The sequence below is a fragment of the Reichenbachiella sp. genome (genome assembly GCF_039941815.1).
Taxonomy (GTDB): domain Bacteria; phylum Bacteroidota; class Bacteroidia; order Cytophagales; family Cyclobacteriaceae; genus Reichenbachiella.
Genome location: NZ_JBDVDW010000050.1, coordinates 234,858 through 258,030, shown reverse-complemented (window position 1 = coordinate 258,030; position 23,173 = coordinate 234,858). Strand labels below are relative to the sequence as shown.

The 23,173-nt window shown below is 41.3% G+C and carries 15 protein-coding genes; 4 read left to right on the top strand and 11 right to left on the bottom strand.

Translation table 11 applies throughout. From position 1 onward, the window contains the following. The first annotated feature begins 361 nt into the window (after positions 1-361). On the top strand, positions 362-3,172 hold the full coding sequence (locus tag ABJF11_RS11825) for a TonB-dependent receptor (RefSeq protein ID WP_348120065.1): 2,811 nt from the start codon (positions 362-364) through the stop codon (positions 3,170-3,172). Between the two features lie 48 nt (positions 3,173-3,220). Here the strand turns inward: ABJF11_RS11825 and ABJF11_RS11820 are convergent, their stop codons facing one another. After that, on the bottom strand, positions 3,221-3,892 hold the full coding sequence (locus ABJF11_RS11820) for a hypothetical protein (RefSeq protein WP_348120064.1): 672 nt from the start codon (positions 3,890-3,892) through the stop codon (positions 3,221-3,223). Positions 3,893-4,143: 251 nt separating this feature from the next. Here ABJF11_RS11820 and ABJF11_RS11815 point away from each other — a divergent pair, with 251 nt between their 5' ends. After that, a complete protein-coding gene (locus tag ABJF11_RS11815; protein WP_348120063.1) occupies positions 4,144-6,048 on the top strand; it encodes a hypothetical protein in 1,905 nt (634 codons plus the stop codon). Here the strand turns inward: ABJF11_RS11815 and ABJF11_RS11810 are convergent. Then, positions 6,045-6,230, bottom strand: a complete 186-nt coding sequence (locus ABJF11_RS11810; RefSeq protein ID WP_348120062.1) for a hypothetical protein — start codon at positions 6,228-6,230, stop codon at positions 6,045-6,047. The genes ABJF11_RS11815 and ABJF11_RS11810 overlap by 4 nt on opposite strands. Positions 6,231-6,783: 553 nt before the next feature. Here ABJF11_RS11810 and gdhA point away from each other — a divergent pair. Continuing rightward, on the top strand, positions 6,784-8,139 hold the full coding sequence (gdhA, locus tag ABJF11_RS11805) for an NADP-specific glutamate dehydrogenase (protein WP_348120061.1): 1,356 nt from the start codon (positions 6,784-6,786) through the stop codon (positions 8,137-8,139). Positions 8,140-8,453: 314 nt separating this feature from the next. Then, the gene (locus ABJF11_RS11800; RefSeq protein ID WP_348120060.1) at positions 8,454-10,079 is read left to right on the top strand and encodes a S41 family peptidase; all 1,626 of its coding nucleotides are present in this window, start codon (positions 8,454-8,456) and stop codon (positions 10,077-10,079) included. On the opposite strand, the gene ABJF11_RS11795 is transcribed toward ABJF11_RS11800, so the two are convergent. From ABJF11_RS11795 to ABJF11_RS11755, 9 genes are all read right to left on the bottom strand, one after another. Beyond that, positions 10,076-10,408: a hypothetical protein gene (locus tag ABJF11_RS11795; RefSeq protein WP_348120059.1), complete on the bottom strand. Its 333-nt coding sequence runs from the start codon at positions 10,406-10,408 to the stop codon at positions 10,076-10,078. The genes ABJF11_RS11800 and ABJF11_RS11795 overlap by 4 nt on opposite strands. A gap of 143 nt (positions 10,409-10,551) precedes the next feature. Beyond that, positions 10,552-11,727, bottom strand: a complete 1,176-nt coding sequence (locus tag ABJF11_RS11790) for a hypothetical protein (protein WP_348120058.1) — start codon at positions 11,725-11,727, stop codon at positions 10,552-10,554. Next, complete coding sequence (locus ABJF11_RS11785; RefSeq protein ID WP_348120057.1) at positions 11,727-12,515, bottom strand: hypothetical protein; 789 nt, start codon at positions 12,513-12,515, stop codon at positions 11,727-11,729. The genes ABJF11_RS11790 and ABJF11_RS11785 overlap by 1 nt, the downstream gene beginning before the upstream one ends. Positions 12,516-12,519: 4 nt before the next feature. Continuing rightward, positions 12,520-15,714, bottom strand: coding sequence for a caspase family protein (locus ABJF11_RS11780; protein WP_348120056.1), 3,195 nt, complete (start codon positions 15,712-15,714; stop codon positions 12,520-12,522). 72 nt (positions 15,715-15,786) lie between these two features. Beyond that, on the bottom strand, positions 15,787-17,691 hold the full coding sequence (locus ABJF11_RS11775; protein ID WP_348120055.1) for a PQQ-binding-like beta-propeller repeat protein: 1,905 nt from the start codon (positions 17,689-17,691) through the stop codon (positions 15,787-15,789). Positions 17,692-17,792: 101 nt separating this feature from the next. After that, the gene (locus tag ABJF11_RS11770) at positions 17,793-18,545 is read right to left on the bottom strand and encodes an NRDE family protein (protein WP_348120054.1); all 753 of its coding nucleotides are present in this window, start codon (positions 18,543-18,545) and stop codon (positions 17,793-17,795) included. A gap of 70 nt (positions 18,546-18,615) precedes the next feature. Then, entirely contained in the window at positions 18,616-19,254 is a 639-nt protein-coding gene (locus ABJF11_RS11765) for an outer membrane lipoprotein carrier protein LolA (RefSeq protein ID WP_348120053.1), read from the bottom strand. 81 nt (positions 19,255-19,335) lie between these two features. Beyond that, entirely contained in the window at positions 19,336-21,855 is a 2,520-nt protein-coding gene (locus ABJF11_RS11760) for a DNA translocase FtsK (RefSeq protein ID WP_348120052.1), read from the bottom strand. Between the two features lie 62 nt (positions 21,856-21,917). Then, on the bottom strand, positions 21,918-22,958 hold the full coding sequence (locus tag ABJF11_RS11755; RefSeq protein ID WP_348120051.1) for a quinone-dependent dihydroorotate dehydrogenase: 1,041 nt from the start codon (positions 22,956-22,958) through the stop codon (positions 21,918-21,920). Between the last annotated feature and the right edge of the window lie 215 nt (positions 22,959-23,173).

Sequence of the window (23,173 nt, the reverse complement as noted above, 5' to 3'; positions counted from 1 at the left end):
AAAGAAAGAGGCACTTATATTGAAGAGGCATAGCACCGCTATGGTGATTCAATAAATATATGTTAAGTGTCTATTTCAAAGTGTTTTATGATTGGAATAGATTATCTAATGCATATTTCAGGTTTAAGGCAGCAGGCGCTACCTGAGTATCCAAGTATGTCGAAATAGCCATTCGGCAAGTAGAGTCTGTTCGCTTCCTGTTCTGTTAATAACTAATGTTGGTATCCCTTCGGCACCAATGTTACCTAATTGTTATTGAATACTATTTTAATGGTCGATTTTTTAAACATTTATTAAAAATACAGGAACCCTAAAGGAATATTGGCACTCTAGTTTTGCATTAAAATTAGAATATCAGAAAATGAACAAGGTATTAATAACACTAGTATTATTTATCAGCGCAATGAGCACGTCATTTGCGCAGCAAGGTTTTTTAAGAGGTAAAGTAATAGATGGCACCAACGGGGAGGGTCTGTTTGGAGCCACCATTACCAAACAAGGTACTACCATAGGAACTGTAGCCGATTTTGATGGAAACTTTTCTTTAGGGCTTGAGCCAGGGACTCACAACATCGTGGTTCAGTTTGTATCCTACCAGTCAAAAACCATTGAAGGTGTAGTGATCGTGTCTGATGAGGTAACCTCTCTCGACCTTACGCTTTCTGAAGATGTACAGCAGCTGGATGCTGTAGTTGTCACTGCAGAGCAGATCAGAGACAATGAAATGGCCTTGATGTCAATTCAGAAAAAATCAGCAAACACCATAGATGGAATCTCATCCGCAGCCTTCAAGAAGGTAGGTGATAGCAACTTGTCTTCTGCCATGAAGAGAGTCACGGGTGTGACCGTTCAAGGTGGTAAGTATGTTTATGTAAGAGGTCTTGGTGATAGATATACCAAAACTTCAATGAACGGAATGATCGTACCTGGCCTGGACCCAGATAGAAACGATGTCCAGATTGATATTTTTCCTACGGCCATATTGGAAAACGTGATGGTTTATAAAACTTTCAGTCCCAATCTAAGTGGAGATTTTGCAGGTGGATTAGTTGATATTCAAACTAAGGCCTTTCCGGAAGAAAAAACCACTTCTGTCTCTTTAGGTTTTGGATACAATCCTGACATGCACTTTAAGTCCAACAACGTCTCATACAATGGCTCAGGAAGCGACTTTTTAGGGTTTGACAACGGACAGCGAGACATGCCAATCGCAGCAGGGACAACTATCCCGACACAACCAGATGCTTTCGTGGCCGAAACAACAAGAAAATTTTCTTCAGATCTTGGAGTACAGCGCACTACTAATTTCATGAATACAGGTCTGTCTGTAGTGCATGGAAATCAGGTTCAGGGTGAGAAAGTGACTTGGGGATACAATGCCATTTTCAATTACAAAAACACAAACACCTTCTATGAAGGATTTACAAGGAAGAGGTTTGAAAAGGATAGAACCACTAGCGAGGTATCATTGATTAGAGATTTTACTGCTGTAGGTGACTTGAGTACTAACAATGTGCTGTGGAGTGGGTTGGCAACACTAGCCGCTAAAACTGACAATCATACGATCGGAACTAGCCTCTTACATACTCAGAATGGAGTGTCTACTGCGTTGAAGAGAGAAATGAATTTCACTTCATTGAACAACCCAACTAATATCAATAATGATATTTTGGCTTATACGCAGCGTTCGATGACCAACAATATTACCTATGGTAAGCACAATTTTGATAAGCTTAGAATAGAATGGTCAAACTCATTGCTTTATTCTAAAATCAGCGATCCTGATTACAGAGACACAAGAATAAATGAGGACGACGGAGTATATGGCTTTAAAAATGGAGGCGCTGTCAATAGATTCTGGAGAGAATTAGACGAGGTTAGCGAAAGCTTTAAAGTGGATTTCACATACAATTTGAATGACAATAACAAATTGAAATCAGGGGGTCTGGTATCTTTCAGAAACAGAGACTTCAATGTTAATTCATACGCTTACGAACCGCTTGAAGTATTTGATGTTGAATACAATGATCCCAACTGGATTCTGTCTGAAGAAAATTTGTATTCAGATACCAATACCGATGGATTGTATATACAGGACAATAGCAATGCCTACAATAACTATGAAGGTAGACAAACCATCTTTGCAGGCTACTTGATGAATGAGATGCAGTTGACTCAAAAATTGAAATCAATCTATGGTGTAAGAATAGAAAATGTTCAAATGTACTATAGCGGTATCCGCTTGAACGAGGACAATTCAAGTGAAGAGCTAAACAATCAAAAAACATTGAACGAAACGAACCTTCTTCCTTCTGTAAGCCTGGTTTATGCGTTGAGAGATGATATGAATCTAAGAGGCTCGTTCAACAAAACCTTGGCCAGACCGTCATTTAAAGAAAAGTCTTCTGCGTTTATCGAAGACCCGATTACAAGAACAAGATTCTCAGGAAATCTGGATATTAAGCAAGCTGAAATACTAAACTATGACCTGAGATGGGAATACTTCTTTACAGCTAGCGAAATGGTCTCGTTTTCGTTCTTCTACAAAGACTTTACCGATCATATCGCATTAGTGTTTTTCCCAAACAGTCCAGGACAATTGAAGCCAAGGAATGTAGGAGAAGCGTCAGTGTATGGAATCGAGCTAGAGGTTAGAAAAAATCTTGGAATGCTCAGCCCAGTATTAGAAAACATGTCGGTCGGCGGTAACTTGTCTTTGGTAGTTTCTAAGGTCAACAGAAAGACGGTTGTGGTCAATGAAGCTGGCCAATCGGAATATGACAGTGAGGTAGCATATACAGGCTCCGCAGAGGGAGTGGATCAGTATCGTGACATGAGCGGACAATCTCCTTATGTAGTAAATGGATTTTTGAATTATGAAAATAATCTACTGGGCATCACAGGTAATCTTTCCTATAATGTGCAGGGCGAAACTGTAGCCTTCATTGGTATATCTAATGTTCCTGACGTTTACACCAAGCCATTTCATAGCATGAATATGAAAGTTTCTAAGCAGTTTGGCGAGGAAAGAAACTCTCAATTGAGCTTTTCAGCTAAAAATCTACTCAATCAGAAACAACAGCAGGTTTACAAGTTTGGTAATGAGGAAGAGCTCTTCTCTTTGTACGCACCAGGCAGACTGTTCGAACTAAAATATACTTACACTTTTTAAGGAGTAAGATTAATCAAGAGAATTAAGGCAGCCGAATGGCTGCCTTTTTCATTTTATAAGGGTGAGCTCATGCTTGAGTTGCGTTAGTTCTGCTTGTCGATTGTTGAGCTTTTTCTGTAGGTCTTCCACCTCTTTGGTATTGGCAGCCAGCTTTTCGATAAATTTGTCTTTTTCTTCCGGCTTTCTTTCTATCCACTGCTGAAGTCGACTATTGTGAAGCAGATATTTATCCATCGTGATGCTCACTTTTTTTGACTCAGCCTCTTCATTCTTTATTCTTTCCTGAATCTTTCGGGTGAAATACTTGACTTTAAAATCCTTCAGGAGGTTTCTGGCTTGAATTTTTAAATCACTGACCTGATCTTCCGGAATTTCATCCGTCATTAGTGCCAATCGCAGCACAGACGTTTTACCATTCTTATTTTCAATGAATTGAGATACAAATTTCAGTGGAGAATTTGACTCTCGTTTATCAGCAGGAATTGTCAGCACCAAATGAGTCTTCTTATTGAAAATCACTGAGTGACTATTAGCATATCGCCACCACTCCTTTTTCACTTCCTTAAAGGGTTGTTCAAAACTAGTCGAATACCCTTCAAATTTCTGTTCGTCCAAAGTAAAAGTGGAAGAATTTACGGCAAGAGAATACTGTGCGACCACAATTTTTTGAGAGCTGATGATTATAACAAAACCAATACATAACCTGACTAAACTTTTCATTTGAGCGAATTCAATTGGATTATAGACATTATTAACACCCTTCTGCGAAGATAAAAACATTTAAACCAATCAATAATTTAGCCATTCATCCATCAGCGGCTTTCGGATTAGATATATAATGGACATAAAGCGCTTGTTTTTCTATTATTGGATTATTTTTGCCCTGATATGCTGAAAAATTTTATCTTGCACATAATATTTTCGGCCGCTATTCCAATAATTAGATTTATATTTAGCTACTACCTGAATAAATGAATAATAGCTCTTCTTTAATTGCTAAGGCCAAATACCAATTCGATAACTACGTATCGAAGGGTACCATGACTCTTATAGGGGGACTGGGTCTTTTATCTCTCATTCTAGTTGTTATACTAGCCGTAATATTGGTTTCTACCGGGTTTGAAGTTGAAGTTGGACAAGGCATCGGATATCCCGAATCTTTGTGGCAGAATATGATTCACATGCTCGACCCAGGTACACTTGGCAATACCACAGGTGGCTGGCCACTAAGAGTATATCTTTTGGCCGTTACGCTGGTCGGTGTAGTTGTACTCTCGACGCTGATTGGTTTGGTATCCAACGGTATTTTGACCAAGCTTGAAGAATTGAGGAAAGGGCGATCCTTTGTGATTGAGAGAAATCACACTTTAATATTAGGCTGGTCATCTAAAATTTTTACAATTATCTCTGAATTGGTTGAAGCCAATGAGAACCTCAAAGAAGGAGTGATTGTAATCCTTGCAGAAAAGGACAAAGTCGAGATGGAAGACGAAATCCGACTAAAAGTAGGCAAAACTGCGAATACAAGAGTTATTTGCCGTACAGGTAGCCCCATCGATGTGGATGATATCTACATTGCCAATCCATTTAATTCTAAGTCAATAATCATTCTTGACAAGGATAATGAGAATTCTGATTCTCAAATTATCAAGACAATCGTAGCCATCGTTACTAATCCTAACAGAAGAAAAGAGCCTTATCACATTACCGCAGAAATTCAAGATAGTAAGAACTATGAAGTGGCAAAAATGGTGGGTCAGGATGAAGTTGAGCTTATACTCTCTGATGACTTCATCTCAAGAATTATGGTTCAGACCAGTCGCCAGTCCGGATTGAGTGTAGTATATATTGAACTCATGGACTATGATGGCGATGAAATCTATTTTATTGAGGAGCCGACTCTGGTAGGCAAGACCTTTAGAGATATAATCTTTGCCTACGAGGAATCAGCAATCATGGGACTACAGTTTGCTGATGGTACTGTTGCCATTAACCCTCCGATGGATACGGTGTTCAATGCAGGCGACCAAGTCATAGGAATCACCGAGGATGATGACACCCTGGTGCCTTCTGGAATGACTGATTATCTAATTGAAAACGATAGACTAGAAGAACGTCAGGAAGAGGATAGTCATGAAGAACAGATTCTTATTATCGGTTGGAACGACCGCGCTAAGAATATCATTCGTGAGCTTGATCATTACGCTCCATTCGGATCTACGGTCAAAGTAGTTTCAAAATTTGAAGATCCGGTCACCGTTATTCAACGTATAAAGCCTTCATTAAAAAACCTTACTGTAGAATTCAAACGAGCTGAAACTACTGAACGAGAGACGCTAGAGAAGCTCAACATACCAGATTTTGATTATATCATACTACTCTGCTATGAACAGCACTTTCCTGTGCAGGAGGCAGATGCTCAGACTTTGATTACACTACTACATATCAGAAGTATTGCCGAGCGCACAGATAGACACCTCAATCTGGTGAGTGAAATGATCGACATGAAAAATCGATTGTTGGCCGATATTACAAGTGCTGATGATTTTATCGTAAGTGATAAACTGCTGAGTTTGCTAATGACACAGGTGTCTGAGAATAAATTTTTGATGAGAGTTTTCGAAGATTTGTTTGACGCAGATGGTTCTGAGATTTATATCAAACCAGCCACAGAATATGTGACTACAGGTCAACCGGTAAATTTCTATACGATACTTGAATCTGCAGCCCGTAAGAATGAAGTGGCACTCGGTTACCGTATACTTGCCAAAAGCAAAGACGTCAACGAGGCATATGGAGTAGTTGTAAATCCTAAGAAATCAGAAATGATTAATCTGACGGCACAGGATGAGATTATTGTTCTGTCCGAAGACTAGAACGCCGACTGCTTGACGAGCGCAGTGCGTATTTCTCTAATAGCCTTTTTTCTATAAGACTCCTGCGTCTGCTCGTTGAGTGAAGACATTTGCTTCACATATTCCATCACATTGTTCTTTTGATCCTTGTCCAATGATTTCACACTCTGCATGATTTCTAAGACTGTTGCTAATTGATCCATCTCGATTGTTGTTTAAACTGATTGAATTATTAATAGCTACTTCAAAACTACGGTTATCCATCTGCTTTGTAAATACGCCAATTACCTAAATTAAAAATTAGGTGATCTCTGTAAAAACCGCTTGACAACAGAAGCCCCTTACTCCAGTCACTGCAGGACTCAGCACTTCAACGCTGTACGAATTTGAGAAAGAGCATTCTTCCTATACCTATCAGTTATCTTAATGGATTTTGAATACCTGCTCTGAATATAATTCAGCACATCTTTTTGATCATCCTTTTCGAGCAACCGAAGGGTTTTAAGGAGATCCGTTGAAGTGGGATACGTGTTCATATTTTTCGTTCTTTTGGTAGTTGACCAAAAGAACGAATTTCAATTTCAATGGTCTGAATAGTTAGATTATCATTATTTTAATAAATGATTAACAAGAGCGCACCACCTACCTGTCAAATAATTATGTCTGTTGTATGACAAAATATCAAACTGGATTTCAAAAATATCATTCGGAATTCGCTAATATTGGCCAAGATTATTAACCCAAAAAAGTAAAACCATGTCAAAGAGCATGACCCAATCCATAGATGCATTTATGCAAAGCATAGAAGCACGAAATCCTGGAGAATCAGAATTCATTCAGGCCGTAAGGGAAGTGGCAGAAGTGATTATCCCTTTCAATGAGGATCATCCAAAATATAAAGCAACCAATATTCTGGAACGTATGTGTGAACCAGAAAGGGCAATTATTTTTAGAGTGCCGTGGATTGACGATAAGGGCGAACATAGGGTTAATAGAGGGTTCAGAGTACAGATGAACTCTGCAATCGGACCTTACAAAGGAGGGCTGAGATTTCATCCAACGGTTAATTTGAGCATCCTTAAATTCTTGGCTTTTGAGCAGGTATTTAAGAACAGCCTTACCACGCTACCAATGGGAGGAGGCAAAGGCGGCAGTGACTTCGACCCTAAAGGAAAATCTGATGCAGAAGTTATGCGATTCTGTCAAAGTTTTATGACCGAGTTGTCCAAACACATTGGTGGATTTACTGATGTACCTGCTGGTGATATAGGAGTGGGAGGACGAGAGATTGGATTCATGTTTGGTCAGTACAAGCGGTTGAAAAACGAGTTTGCAGGAGTATTGACAGGAAAAGGACTTGAGTATGGAGGAAGCCTTATTCGAACAGAAGCCACTGGATATGGGACCGTATATTTTGCCGACGAAGTTCTAAAAGCTCACGGTCATTCGATTAAGGGAAAAATATGTGCCGTGTCAGGCAGTGGAAATGTGGCTCAGTATACGATAGAAAAACTGCTACATCTCGGTGCTACCGCAGTGACTGTTTCTGATTCGCAAGGATATATACACGATCCTGACGGTATAGATGAGGAAAAGCTGGCTTTTATCAAAGAGCTGAAAAATGAAAAAAGAGGACGTATCAAAGAGTACGTTGAGAAATATAAAAGCGCAACGTTTTATCCTGAGCTTACTCCGTGGAACGCAAAGGTCGACCTTGCATTTCCCTGCGCTACTCAAAACGAGCTGCCAGAGCATGACATGCAGACGTTGATTGACAACGGATGCACCGGAGTATTCGAAGGTGCCAATATGCCAACTACTGAAGAAGCTTTGGCACTTATCAAAAAACACCGGGTTATGTTTAGTCCCGGCAAAGCATCTAACGCAGGTGGAGTAGCCACCTCTGGCCTGGAAATGTCGCAGAATAGTATTCGTATCAGTTGGACCAGAGAAGAGGTGGATAACAAGCTAAAAGAGATCATGAAGTCCATCCATGAGAATTGTGAGAAATATGGACGTATCGATGATAGCTATGTCGACTATGTGAAAGGAGCCAATATTGCGGGATATGTGAAAGTGGCGGATGCCATGCTTGCACAAGGACACGTATAATTTCTTACAATAGTAGATATCTGGTTTGCTGTCTGGCCAGAACCACTTATCTTTGACATTCAATATTAAATCACATTCGAATATGGTAATGATCATTTTGATTGGCGTTTTATTTGTTGGCGCTGCACTGTGCCCATTTATACTGCCAAATAAGAAAGTAAGTAATCACGAAAGAGACTGGGATACCTGGTAGGCCCGTCTCTTTTTTTGTCTTCTCTTTCCTCTTACCCATTCATTAGTTGAATAAAGGCCTATTTTGAGTATCTTAATGATCAGATACTCGTAAAAGGAATATTACATTTATTTCAAGGTCTATGAAAATTCAAAATACCAAATCTCAAATCAGATTACCACTTTTTATATCCATGGCCATAGCGGCAGGGATATTCATTGGTGCCAATATGACCAGTTCGAATTCTTCGAGCTCAGGATTGGCCAAATCTCTTCTCAAATTTCGTGAAGTACTCAATTATGTAGATGGTCACTATGTAGATGATGTGGAGACAGACAAACTTGTTGAGAAAGCGATTAGTGACATGCTCGAAGAGCTTGATCCCCATACTGCATATATTCCGACTGAGGAGCAGGAGTACAGTAGATCACAGCTGGAAGGAAATTTTGACGGCATAGGGATAGAATACAATATATTTAGAGATACGATATACGTAGTCGCCCCACTGAGTGGAGGTCCATCTGAGCGAGTAGGGCTGCTCACTGGAGACAAAATAGTAAAAGTAGATAATGAAAATGTCGCAGGTATTGGAATCAAGACTCGTGGGGTGTTAGACAGATTGAGAGGACCGAAAGGTACACAAGTGACTGTATCTATTCTGCGCAAAAACAACAAAGAGCTCCTGGATTTTGAGATTGTAAGAGACAAGATTCCTCAGTTTTCTGTGGATGCGTCATACATGATCGATGACGAGATTGGCTATATCAAAGTCAATAGGTTTACTGCTACTACCTATGATGAGTTTAAAGAGGCATTGGCCAAATTGGACGAGCAGGGCTTGCAAAAATTAATCTTGGATCTGACAGGAAACCCTGGAGGTTATATGAATATGGCCATCCAAATGGCTGATGAGTTTTTGCCTGGCGATCCTATGATTGTATTCACCAAAGGGAAAGTATACCGATACAATCAAGAACATAGAGCTGGTAAGACGGGTTTATTCGAAGACAGACCATTGATCGTATTGATTGATGAAGGTAGCGCTAGCGCTTCCGAAATTGTGTCAGGTGCTGTACAGGACAATGACCGGGGACTGGTAGTAGGAAGAAGGTCCTTTGGAAAGGGCCTCGTTCAAATGCCCATAGATTTATCGGATGGATCAGAACTCCGGTTGACTATATCACGCTATTACACCCCAAGTGGTCGATCTATACAGCGGTCGTATGAAGGCGGAAAAGATGATTATTACAGCGACATTTACAACAGATACAGCTCAGGTGAAATGTACAATGCAGATAGTATTCATCAAAATGACGCTTTGAAATACTCAACCGCACGAGGCAGGACTGTATATGGTGGTGGAGGTATCATGCCAGACTATTTCATTCCTATTGATACCACAGGCAATTCCGTTTATCTCAACCGGTTGTTCACCACCAACGCCATTCGAGAGTACTCGTTGAAGTACTCGGATTCTAATAGAAACAAATTGGAGTCGAGAGGTTTTGAAAAATACCTAAAGGACTTTGAGGTAAGTGAATCTATGTTGAAAGAGCTTGTTGCTGTAGCCGAGGATAGTGGACTGCCTTTCAATCAAGCCCAGTTCGAGCACTCAAAATCACAAATAAAGCTCTATTTAAAAGCGCAGATAGCACGGGGAATTTGGAACAACGACGGTTTTTATCCGATCTTCAATCAGTCCAATGAAATATATATGCAAGCCATTGGATTGTTTGATCAGGCCGAAGCGCTTTCAGCAAGTAACTAGTACTTCTTTCTTATCACGTTGTTTTTTCTGTGTTGTGATTTTTTTTTCTTATCCAGAAACCCGGTGTAATAGAGATAAAATGGAGGGAAGAGTACAACAAAAATTCCGATCAAATGGGCTGTAAAAATCAATGACTTTCCAATTGGCATTGCAAGCTGAAGCCAAGAAACGATCGGAATTGAAAAACCAATGATCGCTACTAGCCCTTTAGGAACGAGTAGTTTTTTGTATAAATACAATATTTCATACTTGTAACTCGAATGCTCTAATTGCGTGTCGGGAGCTTTTTCCGGACCCCTCATTTGAAAACCAAATACTTTCTTTTTCATAGCCGTAATTTGATTGTCAAGGTAAATATTTACTTATGAATGGAGGTCTTGGATCAGGACATTAATAGTCACGAAATGGCCAACATCAGCTTGTCATAAGCCATTGGATGAATAGTTCTATTTTCTCTGGCCTGCCTCGATGATTATTTGCTCAAGAATATGGAGTGATAGTATCCAACAAATTTGTCCAGAAGGTAGAAAACAATGGCTAGGAAGAATACATTGAGGTGCACGTTAAAGAAAGAAAAAGTTAGGATTGATAATAAGGTAAGTATGATCAAATAACTCATGAATCCCGCCAGGTAGTTGGCGATCTTCACAGCACCAAAGTATTTTCTAATAACAGTTTCCATGTAGTCACCTTCTACAAATACCATATAACTGAGGTAGCTATAGGCGATGAATAGTAGAATAAAGAACCAAACATTGACAAATGTATCTCCCGCTGCTATGGACAGATAAGCATTGAGTAAAATAAGAGGCCCTGACGTAATCTCAAATAAGGTCTCGTGCATGTCTGATTCAAAAAAATCGCCAATTACTACTACTTTTCCGCCGACGAATTCCTGAATGTCGGCCTCCTCCAAGTATAGTAATTCACCCATGCTGACTGGATTGAATCCTGCCTCGATATCTTCTATGTCTTTCTGAAGCAGGCGATAGTTCATAACGAAATTGTTGGGCATCCAGTCATCACCCAGTGCCACCAATGGACCAATTGTATTTATTTCTTTTCCTGATAGCTCTTGATGGACTTTCAATGGAGTGAGCAATAAAGAGTCATGATGGATAAGTTGATATTTGTATACCCCATCGAATATGCTACCGATCACATAGTCGGATAGTCCACGATTGATCTGATCAAATATTGGATACTCGGCTACACCTTCGTTATTCAAATGATAAGAAACAATAACTTGATCCAACTGTCCCAAAGCGAGGTTTAAGAGGCTATCAGATGCTGTTTCATCTAAAAAATGGATATCACATATCACATACCTGGGTGGAGTCTTTGATCGGCCAATGATAGACAGCAGGGAGGCTAGTTTTTCGCGATCAGTAATCGCTCGCTGACCTACAGGAAACCCATAATCATCTAATCTATCGATTAGTTGTAGATCGTAGGAGGTGTTGATCAAGGCGAAATCTTCAGAAGCGGGGAGCTCCCGATTAGCAAACTTGAGCGCTGAGCTGCCCCATATCAGCAGCTTTTCATCTCCGGCAAGCCATGGAAGGCTCATGAAATAAAAAGTAAGTGCGATCATGGCAGAAGTGTTGCATATGATCGCAATCCAAAGTAAGGATCTTTTTTTTGACATTAGTCCATATTCTTGAGTGCAGCACGAACCTGACTTTCTTCGCATTTGCCATACAGACTATTGAAGATATCAACCAGACTGGCAATTCGTTCTTCGGAATCGATATCACCCAAGGAGCTGTTTATGGATTTGATTTCTGTGGCGCCGACAATCGAAAAATTGAGTGGCGCGATCTCTGTGGACTCTTGACTGTCACTGTCGTAATAAAATAACTTGGTATTCGAAGTCATTGCAGGATCTACAGCTATGCCATCTATGCTATAAAACGATGAGGCATCAAATATCAATTTGTCATTCTGAACTTCCAGTTTTTTGTTAATCAATTCATCGTTAAAAGAATAGCTGGCGTAGAAAAATTTCACGTCGTTAGTAGGATAGGAAGTCGGAGAAACAGCAACTTCATAGCGACCACTGATGAGAGCCACAGGCCCCTCGCCAAATTTCTTCATAAAATCCATCTGGTTGTTGATACCACCTGCACGTGTGCTCATCTTGCCTCTTGCTGGGGCCAGGACTGAGGCTAAGGTATAAACCAAATCACCGGAGGTACTCTGCGCGGCTTGGCGCTGGATGATGTATCGTCCACGCGAAGCGCTCAAGGCTGCTGCTCTGGCGTTGGCTGACTCGAATTTAAGCTGAGCATTTTCCGCCAGCTTAGCTCCGGGTTTTAGATATGATTTCGTGCTGCTATCGTAGATTTTTCCTATTACATGTATCACTGTATAGTCCTGTGCTATGATCTGGTGTGAAATCAGGAAAAGAAGTAGAGTTAATGTGCGTCTCATCATTGGCCTAATAGATTCTAAAGTCATTTTTTAAATTTTCTTCCCGGGAGGTTGGTACTTGATTGCCTTTACTTTTTTTGATGACCTGCTCACTGACCCAGGCTCTCATCTCGGAGATGGAGTAGGCTCGGTCTCTGTCGTGGTCGGCTCGTCTAGTAGTGATCCCCTCTATAAAACTGGCAGTGAAAAGCCCGTTGGATGAATTCATACCCTCTGCAGCAAATTCAGTACCTCCGGCTGCAGAAATGACTGTAGCCCCAGTTCCTTTTTTCAGGTCACCAAACAATGACTTTGATAGCTCAAGTGTATTTTGAAGCCCAAAGCTATTTTCTTTCAATTTTACAATGTTACCAGTTGACCGAAAGGCCACCGCTCCACTTCTTTTTGCGGAAGCGTTCACTGTTACGACGTCATCATTGTCCAACTCTCCTGAATGGCAGGTGTCCATCAGCAGGATTTTGTTTCTACATGAGATGCCATCGATCAGAGATTCTATTTGTGCGTAGGATAGCCCTCCGTTGGCTGGATTGTTGAAATCCATGTTGTTTGTAGCGAAGAAATAATTATAATCTTTGTCCAATACACCGTGCCCTGCAATGAAGATGGCGATCACATCATCTACTTTGGCTTGAGCCAAAAAAGACTTGAGCGCTAGGATGTTTGCGTCTGTAGCGTTAGTATTCACAATCAGTTTGCTAAGCACTTCCTTGTAAGCGCTGGAGCCAGAAAGTGTTTGAGTGAGATCCTGAGCATCTTTGGCGGCAAAGGCCAGATTATATTCGGATTGCTGATAATCGGAGACCCCGATGGCCACCAGATAAAGGCTGGGCTTGTCATAGGATGCGGTGTATTGAATTTCAAATTTTTGAGGAATAGATTCCTGACCCTTGGTATTGATAGCCGTCACTTTTATTTCATTCAATCCTGTACTCAATTCAAACGAAAGCTCCTTTTCTATGGATTGGGCAACTGAAATCGATACCCCTTCAGATCCAAATACAGGTACATCGTTGGCATATACTTGCAATTTTTTGATTGGATGATTTTTATCCTTTGCGCTGACCTTGAGTGTAATCGTTTTTTGATCCGTTTCGAGTGGAATGTCGCTATAGTCAATGGTTACTTCGGGTAGGTCAAAACTATTCCCTAATTCAGATTCTTCGAAACCGAGACGTTTGAGCCTTCGGTCGTAGGCAGCTTTATAAGAATCAATGAGTTTCTGCGGTGCATATCCGATTCTATCAGCGACTACGTCAGGGCGATTGTATTTCAGTTCGAGTTGCTCAAATGGAAGCACCTGATTGTTTGATTTGAATGCAATTGCTTTGGCTGCAGCCTTGGATGAGGTATAATAGAAATCGGGGGTATAGGTGATAAAGTCATTGTTGCCTATCAATGCCATACTTACAGTTCGCTTTTTGTCAGCCAGACTATACATAGCAATCTCGCCATTCTCGTTGGTTGTAATCAAGAATTGATTGTCTTTGCTATAGACTGCGTCAGTGATGCGTCCATTTTGGGTGTCCGTGAAGTAGGTAGCATTCCCTTTTTTGACGATCAGCTCATAATCTTTCCAACTCACCACATAGCCGGCCTTTTTATATTTATCTTCTAGGATTTTGTAATCCCCTTTTATATTCTTTTTTGCTTTTGATTCGCTTATCGACCATATTTTGGCTTGTCCATTTGCAGTAGCAGCATAGACCTGATCGTCATTGTCTGGATTGTATTTCACCCAGATTGTTTGATTTTTAGATTCCAAAAATGATCTGAGCTGTCGGCCGGTTTTAAAATTCCACATCTTGAAAAATTCCGTATTGACTGAGGCGGTGAGGAAGGTTTTTCCGTCTTCTGAAATATCTATACTGCACACATCGGAGGATCGGTCGAAGTCACGCACCAGCTGTCCGGTGGTGATGTCCCACAGGGTGAGATTCCGGTCCAACGAACCTACGAGCACATGTTTGCCATCAGGCATCATATCTATAGCCAATGCAGGTTGGACAAATCCCTCGAGGTCTCTAATTTTTCTTCCGGACTGATAGTCCCAAAGTTTTATTTTTCTGTCGTCGTCAGCGGACACCACAGTGCGGTAGTCTGGTGAGAGAGCCAGCGAATTTAGCGTCAATCCGGTTCCTTTTATTTCCTTCACGATCGGGGGCACATATTGAGTGGCTTCTTTTTTACCTGGCTCTGGAAAGTCTGCATTTTCGATATCATAAACTACCATCCCATATTTTTCATTGACAATGACTTTAGTCTGATCTTGATTAAAAATCGCTACAGCCCTTGGATGACTGGATTGCCAGCGAATGGGCTTCATCACCTCAGTGAATTGGTTCATGTCCTCGGATAGCTCGATTATAGATATGTTGGAGCTGCCGACACTTTCTTCCTCTCCTTTTTCTGCTGTCAGAGGTAGGAAGGTGTTTTGTGAGATCAAGACCTTGCTCCCATCATTGGTAAACTGGATATTACTATAGTTCATAATGTAGAAGGTTGTCATCCCTTTGCCTACATTTCCTTTGGCCAGATTCATAGCCAATGCGACCGGGGTCATGATAGTCTTAGCATAAGCCTGAGCTGCCGCTGCGCCTTTCCAATGATTTAGGACATCGTCGATGATTTTACCTTTTTCCAAATCCACCAGGAGCATCTCCACTCCGTTGTTTTTGTATCCACCAGATATTAGACGAGTTCCATCTGGAGAAATTCCAATGGCCTGAATTGAGGCCTTAAAACCTTTGATGGTCTTAAGTGTATCGCCTTGCATGTTCCAGACTTTGAGTTGTGCGTCATCGCCACCGGATACTATATATTGTTGGTCTTTTGTGAATTTGACTGTATTTACGCCCCCCTCGTGGGCACTTATAGTCAACTTAGCTTCACCTGTTTTTGCATTCCAGACGAAAATCTTGCCGTCCATATCACCTGAGGCCAACAATTCTCCATTTTCGGACAGCTCCATGCATTTGACTTCTGCGGTATGCCCGTTGAAATTGTTGATATCGATGCCGGTGTTGACATCCCACATTTTGATCGATTTGTCATCACTTGCGGAGTAAACGGACTTTCCATCTGGTGCATATTTTACACTATTAATGGCTGCGGTATGGCCCTGTCTGATAATCAGTTGATTGTCTTGAGCCACCGATACTGTAGAAATAATCAGTGCCACGAGTAGTAGGAGTGAGCGTACCATTTGGAGAGATTTTAAGGTATAATAAATGACTGCTCCGGCAAATGCCGGAGCAGTCTTAACTATGGATTGATATTATAGGCCGTAGCTTATGATCTGTTTTTTGTCAGCTTTAAAGAAAACCTGACCTGAGTAAGGATCGAAATCATATATCGGCTCCTTGTCTCCCAACTGTAAGGTGGCAAGCTCTTCTCCAGTAGTCTTGTCTACCTTGACTAATCCTGCACTTTTGGATTGGCCTCCCGCACCTACTCTGGAAAGGACCATTTTTATATTTCCCTTGGTCAAGGAGGCGGTAAATAGCTTCTTCGCTTCAGCTCCAAGCATGGCTGCTCCTTTGGCTAGATCTTCTGCCTGCTGTGCATACATTTTACTGTAGTAAGTATCTCCGCCATATGGGCTTTTGTTTCTGGCGGATTCCATAGAGGCGCTCGCCGCCATAGCGATCATAGCCGCCTGACCTACTCGCAAGGCGATTTTTGCTGCCATACTCATGCCTGGAGCTTCCCAGTATTCTTGCCATCGGACAGAACCATCAGTCTCAAGCATCAATAGGTTTTGACTAGAGCTGATCAAATAGCCACCATCTACTAGCTCTATGCTTTCAGGGGATTCGTCTCCCTGAAATTTTTTGTCCAGTTTAGCAACCAGTACTTTGTAATCGCCTGAGAATAGGTCAACATCATAAAGATCCCCGTCGATATACATCAGTTCTCGCCCTAGTTCTACTTGATACCTTACGCTAGGTACATCAAGCATACCCTTTTTATCCCAGATTTTTTGTCCGTCATATTGTATAACACCTAGACGACCTTTAGCGTCGGTGTACATAATACCATTCCCGACAATTCTGTCGATGTTGATACCGGTGATTTTCTCATCCCATTTGGCTTTTCCGGTTTCGGGATCCAAAAGAACCAATCTTTTAGTTTTTTGTGTAATGGCTATTCCATTGTCACCTAGATCTATCACAGTACCATCTACCTTCTTGATTTTCCACTTCTCGGTACCTGACTTCAAATCATAAAGCCTTAGGTCGGAATCAGTTTTGGTGACTACACCGTAGCTCATAGCGGTCAGAGAAGGTACATTTTTCAGTTTTAGTTCTTGCTCCCAGAATTTTTTACCAGAGGCCATATCCACAGCTGATAGCGTGCCGCTATTCTTTTTCTTTTCAAAGAAATATCCGGTGGCAAGATCGAGACTGAGGTCAAATTTTTCGAAAGTCTGATTTTTCAAAGAGGTATTATATTCCCATTTGATCGTACCACTTTTTGCGTTCATCCTGGCGATTTTGTATTTACCAGGCAGAATAATATCCTCACCTACTACAAATGGAAAGTTTTCGCTTGAGATCGCATCACTTTCCCAAATGACTTTGGCACTTGGTAGCTCTATCATTTTTGTCATTTGATACCAAGGCGTTCCTTTTTCCATTACATTCTGCCATACCGCAGAGATAATAACCATTCTTAGCTCAGGGATGTAGCCAGTACCGTTGTAATTGAACGTGGGCATTTCCTTTCCAAAAAACTTAGTTACCGGCATTTCTGCCTTTCTTGGACTGACCACCTCTTCTCCATTCTGAATATTGATAATGGCGTAGTTTTTAAAAGTCGAGTTATCTGTATATTTAATCTCCACAAAATCTCCCATTTCAGGGTATTCTTCGTCTTCGATTACATTTACAAACTGATCAAATAGGACTTCAGGGTCTTGCTTTTTCCCATCTGCGCCTCTTACCGCTCTTGCGGTTTTCATAATGTCGTTACTCCATAGTTTGTTGCCGTCACGAGAGTCGATGCCGTGAAGCTTCATGTCGTTGGTGCCCACTAATAAGATACCAGAGTCGGTAACTTTATTCCAGGCGACCTCGCTTTCAAAATCCAACTGCCAGAGGGCGTCTTGTGCTGCCAATGAGCCAGATAAGGTGAATGCGCAGAGCAGCAAAATTCCATATTTTAGACTGTACGTTTTCATAATGATTCCAATTTTAGATTGTTTAGAAACTAAAATTAGAGCCAACTGAGACTGGTTTCAATCCGTATTGCTAGGTATATTGGATTGTAGTACTGGTCTAATTAAAGAATAAAGTCTACTTGATCTTCTTTTTGTCCAACCAGCGGGTGAGTCCACTCCGAAAAATGAATTTTTTCTTGAGATTTTAAAATGGCAGTTGAGCATCGCGTACCATAGCCGTCCATAGTGATGTGCATGGCCGATAGTGCGCGTTCCCATTCGAGGGGCACCCCTGTTGCTGGCAATGTTTTATCAGGTGCGAGAGCCTTGTTTTGTACCACATTCAGCAACTCTTGAGTGGATAGCTCAGACATTGATTGCAATTGATGAATGGCCTTCCTACCTTCATCTACTTTTGGCCAGGAGTTGTTTAGCAATGCGTTGCTCAATCCATATACACCAGGTGCGAGCTCACTGACCTCGTGATTGATATTGTTGTAGTACCACAGAGATTTGTTGTCGCCCACGAGCAGGTTGAATCCGTTGTAGGCCTTTTTTTCTGAGCGAAGTGCTTCAAGATAGGACTCAGGTGATACCTGGCTTGTCAAAAAATCTTTGGTCAGCGCACCGCGACTTGGAGCCGTGGGATTTATGTTTTCTGGGTCGCGATAATTGGTAAGTGCGGCCATGCGTCCTTGTGCAGTTATTCCCATCCAGGTACCTCCACCGGTCAGATCCTTTCCAGCAATTAGTTCTAAATGTTCGGGCCATCTGTGTGCAGGCAGTGCTGGGCGATTGTAGAATTCGTCACGATTAGCGGTGAGAATCAAATCATAGTCAGGGTGTGATTTCCAGCTAAATAATATCAGACACATGGATGGACTTTTTTAGGCTAAAACAAAAATGGCCCCGAACATTCGGAGCCATTTTTGATATTTCTTTTTTTTATCTAAAGTCGATCATTTCGGCATTAGGGTATTTGCTCTTATCATAGGCAAATACGCTGTCGGTAATAGAACTGTCTTCTTTGAAAGTCAACACCTTGTATAGGTATCTGCTACCAGATTTATCGAACACTTTAAAACTTTTAAGTTCGTTGGTGGCTGAGGTGATCTCCATTCTTATTTTGAAGTAGTCTTTCTCACGATCTTCAGGCACGAGATCTACTACGTCGATGGTACCGTTGCTTTTGGCTTCCGTGTATACGTATTTAAAGCCCGTTTTGTAGATATCAAATATATTGGAAAGAGATATTTCTTCGTCTTCAGGATCAAAAGCGGAAACCGTTACTTCATTTTCATCTTTTAGATAGGTATAGATATCTGTACCGTCAAAGGTGACTTCTTGCTCATCCATGATCAGTTTATATTTCTCTCCTCTTACCAGGATTGTGCCTTTAAACCCTTCGTCAATATCATCGCTATCATCCTCCATGGTATAAGAGAACTCAGCTCTGAAGGCTTCTATATTTTGGTACTTGGTGCTCATAGCGTCCAGCACCTTTTTAGCCGCAGGGTCTTTCTGAGCTATGGCCTGTGTGAGAAATACAGTGCTAAGAATAATTAGAAATTGGACAGATTTCATAAGAGAATTGGTTTTAGTAATAGTTGAAAATGATCGACAAATTGCACATTTCATGCCAAATATAAAAGCTTATTAATATCATTAAAGACCGTTGAGTTCGTTGAGAAGTTGCTCGAGTGAATGCTCATCGCTGATAAGTACTTCACGAGCTTTGCTCCCTTCAAATGAGCCAACAATACCGGCGGCTTCTAATTGATCAATCAATCTTCCAGCACGGTTGTAGCCGAGTTTTAATTTTCTTTGTACAAGAGACGTACTTCCTTGCTGGTGCATGACTATGAGTCTGGCGGCATCTTCGAATAGGACATCTCGGTCTTTCAGATCGACCTCTCCAATATTACTTTCGCCTTCGTCACCGACATATTCTGGCAGCATATAAGCTGATTCATATCCCTGCTGGTCTCCTACAAACTCACATATTCTGTCTACTTCTGGCGTATCCACGAATCCACACTGGAGGCGGATAATATCCGAGCCGAGTGAAAGGAGCATGTCTCCCATACCGACGAGTTGCTCCGCACCTCCTGCATCAAGGATAGTTCTGGAGTCAATCTTGGAAGTCACCCTAAAGGATAACCTTGCCGGAAAGTTGGCTTTGATTACACCTGTGATCACGTTGACAGATGGACGCTGAGTGGCTACTACCAGATGAATACCGATAGCTCGTGCCAATTGGGCCAGTCGGGCTATAGGTGTTTCCACTTCTTTGCCAGCAGTCATCATAAGGTCCGCTAGCTCGTCGATGACCAACACGATATATGGTAAAAACTTATGCCCTTTGTTGGGGTTAAGCTTACGCTCTACAAATTTTTTGTTGTACTCCTTTAGATTTCTACAGCCTGCATTTTTGAGTAAATCATAGCGGTTATCCATTTCTATACACAAAGAGTTGAGCGTATAAATTACTTTTTTTGTATCCGTTATTATGGCCTCTTCTGTGCCAGGTAGCATCGCTAGAAAATGCTTTTCAATCTTATTGAATAGTGTCAATTCTACTTTTTTCGGATCGACTAACACGAACTTCAATTGCGAAGGATGTTTCTTGTAGATCAACGAAGTCAATAGGATATTGAGCCCTACGGACTTACCCTGACCCGTAGCACCAGCCATCAATAAGTGCGGCATTTTAGCCAGGTCTGTTACATAGACTTCGTTGGATATGGTCTTTCCAAGTACTACAGGCAGCTCGTAAGTACTCTTCATGAACTTTTCTGTAGTCAGAATAGATTTCACATCTACCATTTCCCGGTTTTTGTTTGGGACTTCTATCCCGATAGTTCCCTTGCCTGGAATAGGAGCAATGATCCTAATGCCAAGGGCAGCAAGACTCAGGGCGATATCATCCTCAAGATTTTTGATCTTGGAGATTTTCACACCAGCTTCAGGCACGATTTCATATAAAGTCACTGTTGGACCGATGGTGGCTTTGATACTGGAAATGCCAATTTTAAAATTGATAAGTGTCTCAACAATTTTGTCCTTGTTCTGCTCAAGTTCCTCCTTCGATACCTGTACGTTTTTCTCAGGGTAGTCTATGAGTAGATCCGGAGTAGGATATACGTACTTGGCCAAATCCAAAGTAGGGTCATAATTCTCCAGCTTGTCAGTCACCTGCTCCTTTACCTCAGGTTTCTCAACTTCCAGCGCCAAATCATCTTCTTTTATTGCCGGCTGTGGTTTGGGCTGAGCAGGGCTTATGGTTTCTGGTCGCATGGGTTCTGCTTCGGGTTCCTTTACATCCAGTACTAAATCAGGCTTCTCTTTTTTCTTTGTAGAAGGTTTTTTGACTTCAACTTTCCATTCGTCCTCGGTTTCTGTATTTGATTGAGCAGCAGCTTCTTCTTTTTCTACTTCTTCTTTGATGGCCTCTACTACTGCTGCGATGGTTTCTGAATCGTCCTCTTCAGCAGGATTTTCTTCCATAGAGTCAGATATATCTGATTCTTCAATTTCATCTTTGGTGTTGTCCGTGGCGACAGTTAGGCCTCCAAGTCCTACCATCTGAGTGATGTTGAAAAAGTAAATAGCAAATACTGAAAGTGCGAATAGTAAAAATAGAAGTGTCCCCCAGCCCATCAGGCTATCCAGCAATATGGCTAACTCAAATCCGGTACCACCACCAAGGAATCCCCAGATATTGATTCTCTCCGAATTGATCATGAAGTATCCAATAAAAATGCTGATCCACAGTAGAAAGAAAAGCGTAAACCAGAAATATTTTGATAGAGGTAAAATTTCTCGCTTAAAAACAATCTTGTAACCTGCTAAAAACAAGAATGGGGGGATCAAAAATGAAGCTATTCCAAAAAACTGATATATAAAGTAATGGGCGGTATATGCCCCAAACAGCCCTAGCCAGTTTTCAGCTTCCAGACCGGAAGCTTTGAGCCCCGTGTCCACAATATTTCCCATCAGGCTTTGATCGGCCTTTCCAGTGAAGAGGTAAGAGATAAAAGCGGTGAGTAAGAATAAGCTGGAAATCAAGGTCAGAAAACCCAATGACAAGTGAAATCGCCGATCATTCAGAAATCCTATTGAGAACGAGGGCAATTTAAACTGTCTTTTTTCTTTGGTCTTATTCTTAAAAGTATTCTTGGCCATTAACTTGAATTTGGAATTGTAAATTAATCAAAATGGACACAAATGTTAACTCTGAATTTGGATCATCTGGATTCAGATCGCGAGAGGCATTTGTTGATCGCCTTGATCAGGGCGGGACCTTCATAGATGAAGCCACTATACACTTGGACCAAACTTGCCCCTGCGTCTATTTTTTCTAACGCTGACTCACCTGAGTTTATTCCTCCGACTCCAATGATAGGAAAGGATCCTTTTGATTTATCATGCAAAAAATGAATAACATTTGTGGATTTTTTCTGCACGGGTAAGCCGCTCAGACCTCCGGCTCCGATTGTTTCCACAAGTGAATCTTGTGTGGATAATCCCGATCGGTCTATGGTAGTATTAGTGGCGATCACTCCAGCTATTTTGGTTTCTTCCACGATCTCAATTATGTCCATCAATTGCTCTTCGGTAAGATCTGGAGCGATTTTAAGCAAAATTGGCTTAGGGTTTGGTCGTTTTTTATTATCAGCCATCAAGGTATTTAGTAGCTTGGCCAGAGGCTCCTTCTCCTGCAATTCACGTAAGCCAGGCGTATTAGGCGAGCTCACGTTTACCACAAAGTAATCAACGACATCAAAAAGCTCATTGAAACAGATGATGTAGTCATTCACCGCTTTATCATTTGGTGTCACCTTATTTTTACCAATATTCCCACCCACAAGTATGTTTGATTTTCGTTTTTTCAGTCTGTTTTTGATAACAGATACTCCGTCGTTGTTGAATCCCATACGATTGATCAGCGCTTGATCTTCCTTCAGGCGAAAAAGTCTGGGCTTGGGATTTCCGGGTTGAGGCTTTGGTGTGACAGTACCGATTTCGACAAACCCAAAACCCATGGCGGCGAACATGTCTATGGCCTCAGCGTTTTTGTCCAGTCCAGCCGCAAGGCCTACTTGGTTTGGAAATTGAAGCCCAAAGTGCTCCGTGGGTGACGAATTACTCTTGTTTCGATAGCTCCAAGAAAACACCTGTCGACCGAAGGGTAAGGCATTAATAAACTTCAGCATGAAGAAGGTAAGATGATGTGCATTCTCTGGCTGAAATAAAAATAAAAATGGACGGAGGAAGATCTTGTACATGGTGTGTGATTCTTGCGTCGCAAAGCTAAATTTTTATATTGAATTTGGTGGTACAGAGAGCGGTGATTTTGGAGTCAAGAGGTGCTCTAATTGCTTAATACTGGGCGCATAATTACTTGGAGTAATATTAGAATAATACAATTATATCAATGAAAATTCACTATACATAAGAGAATTACTTAAAATATTCTTATTTACCTAGTCGAATTAATTTG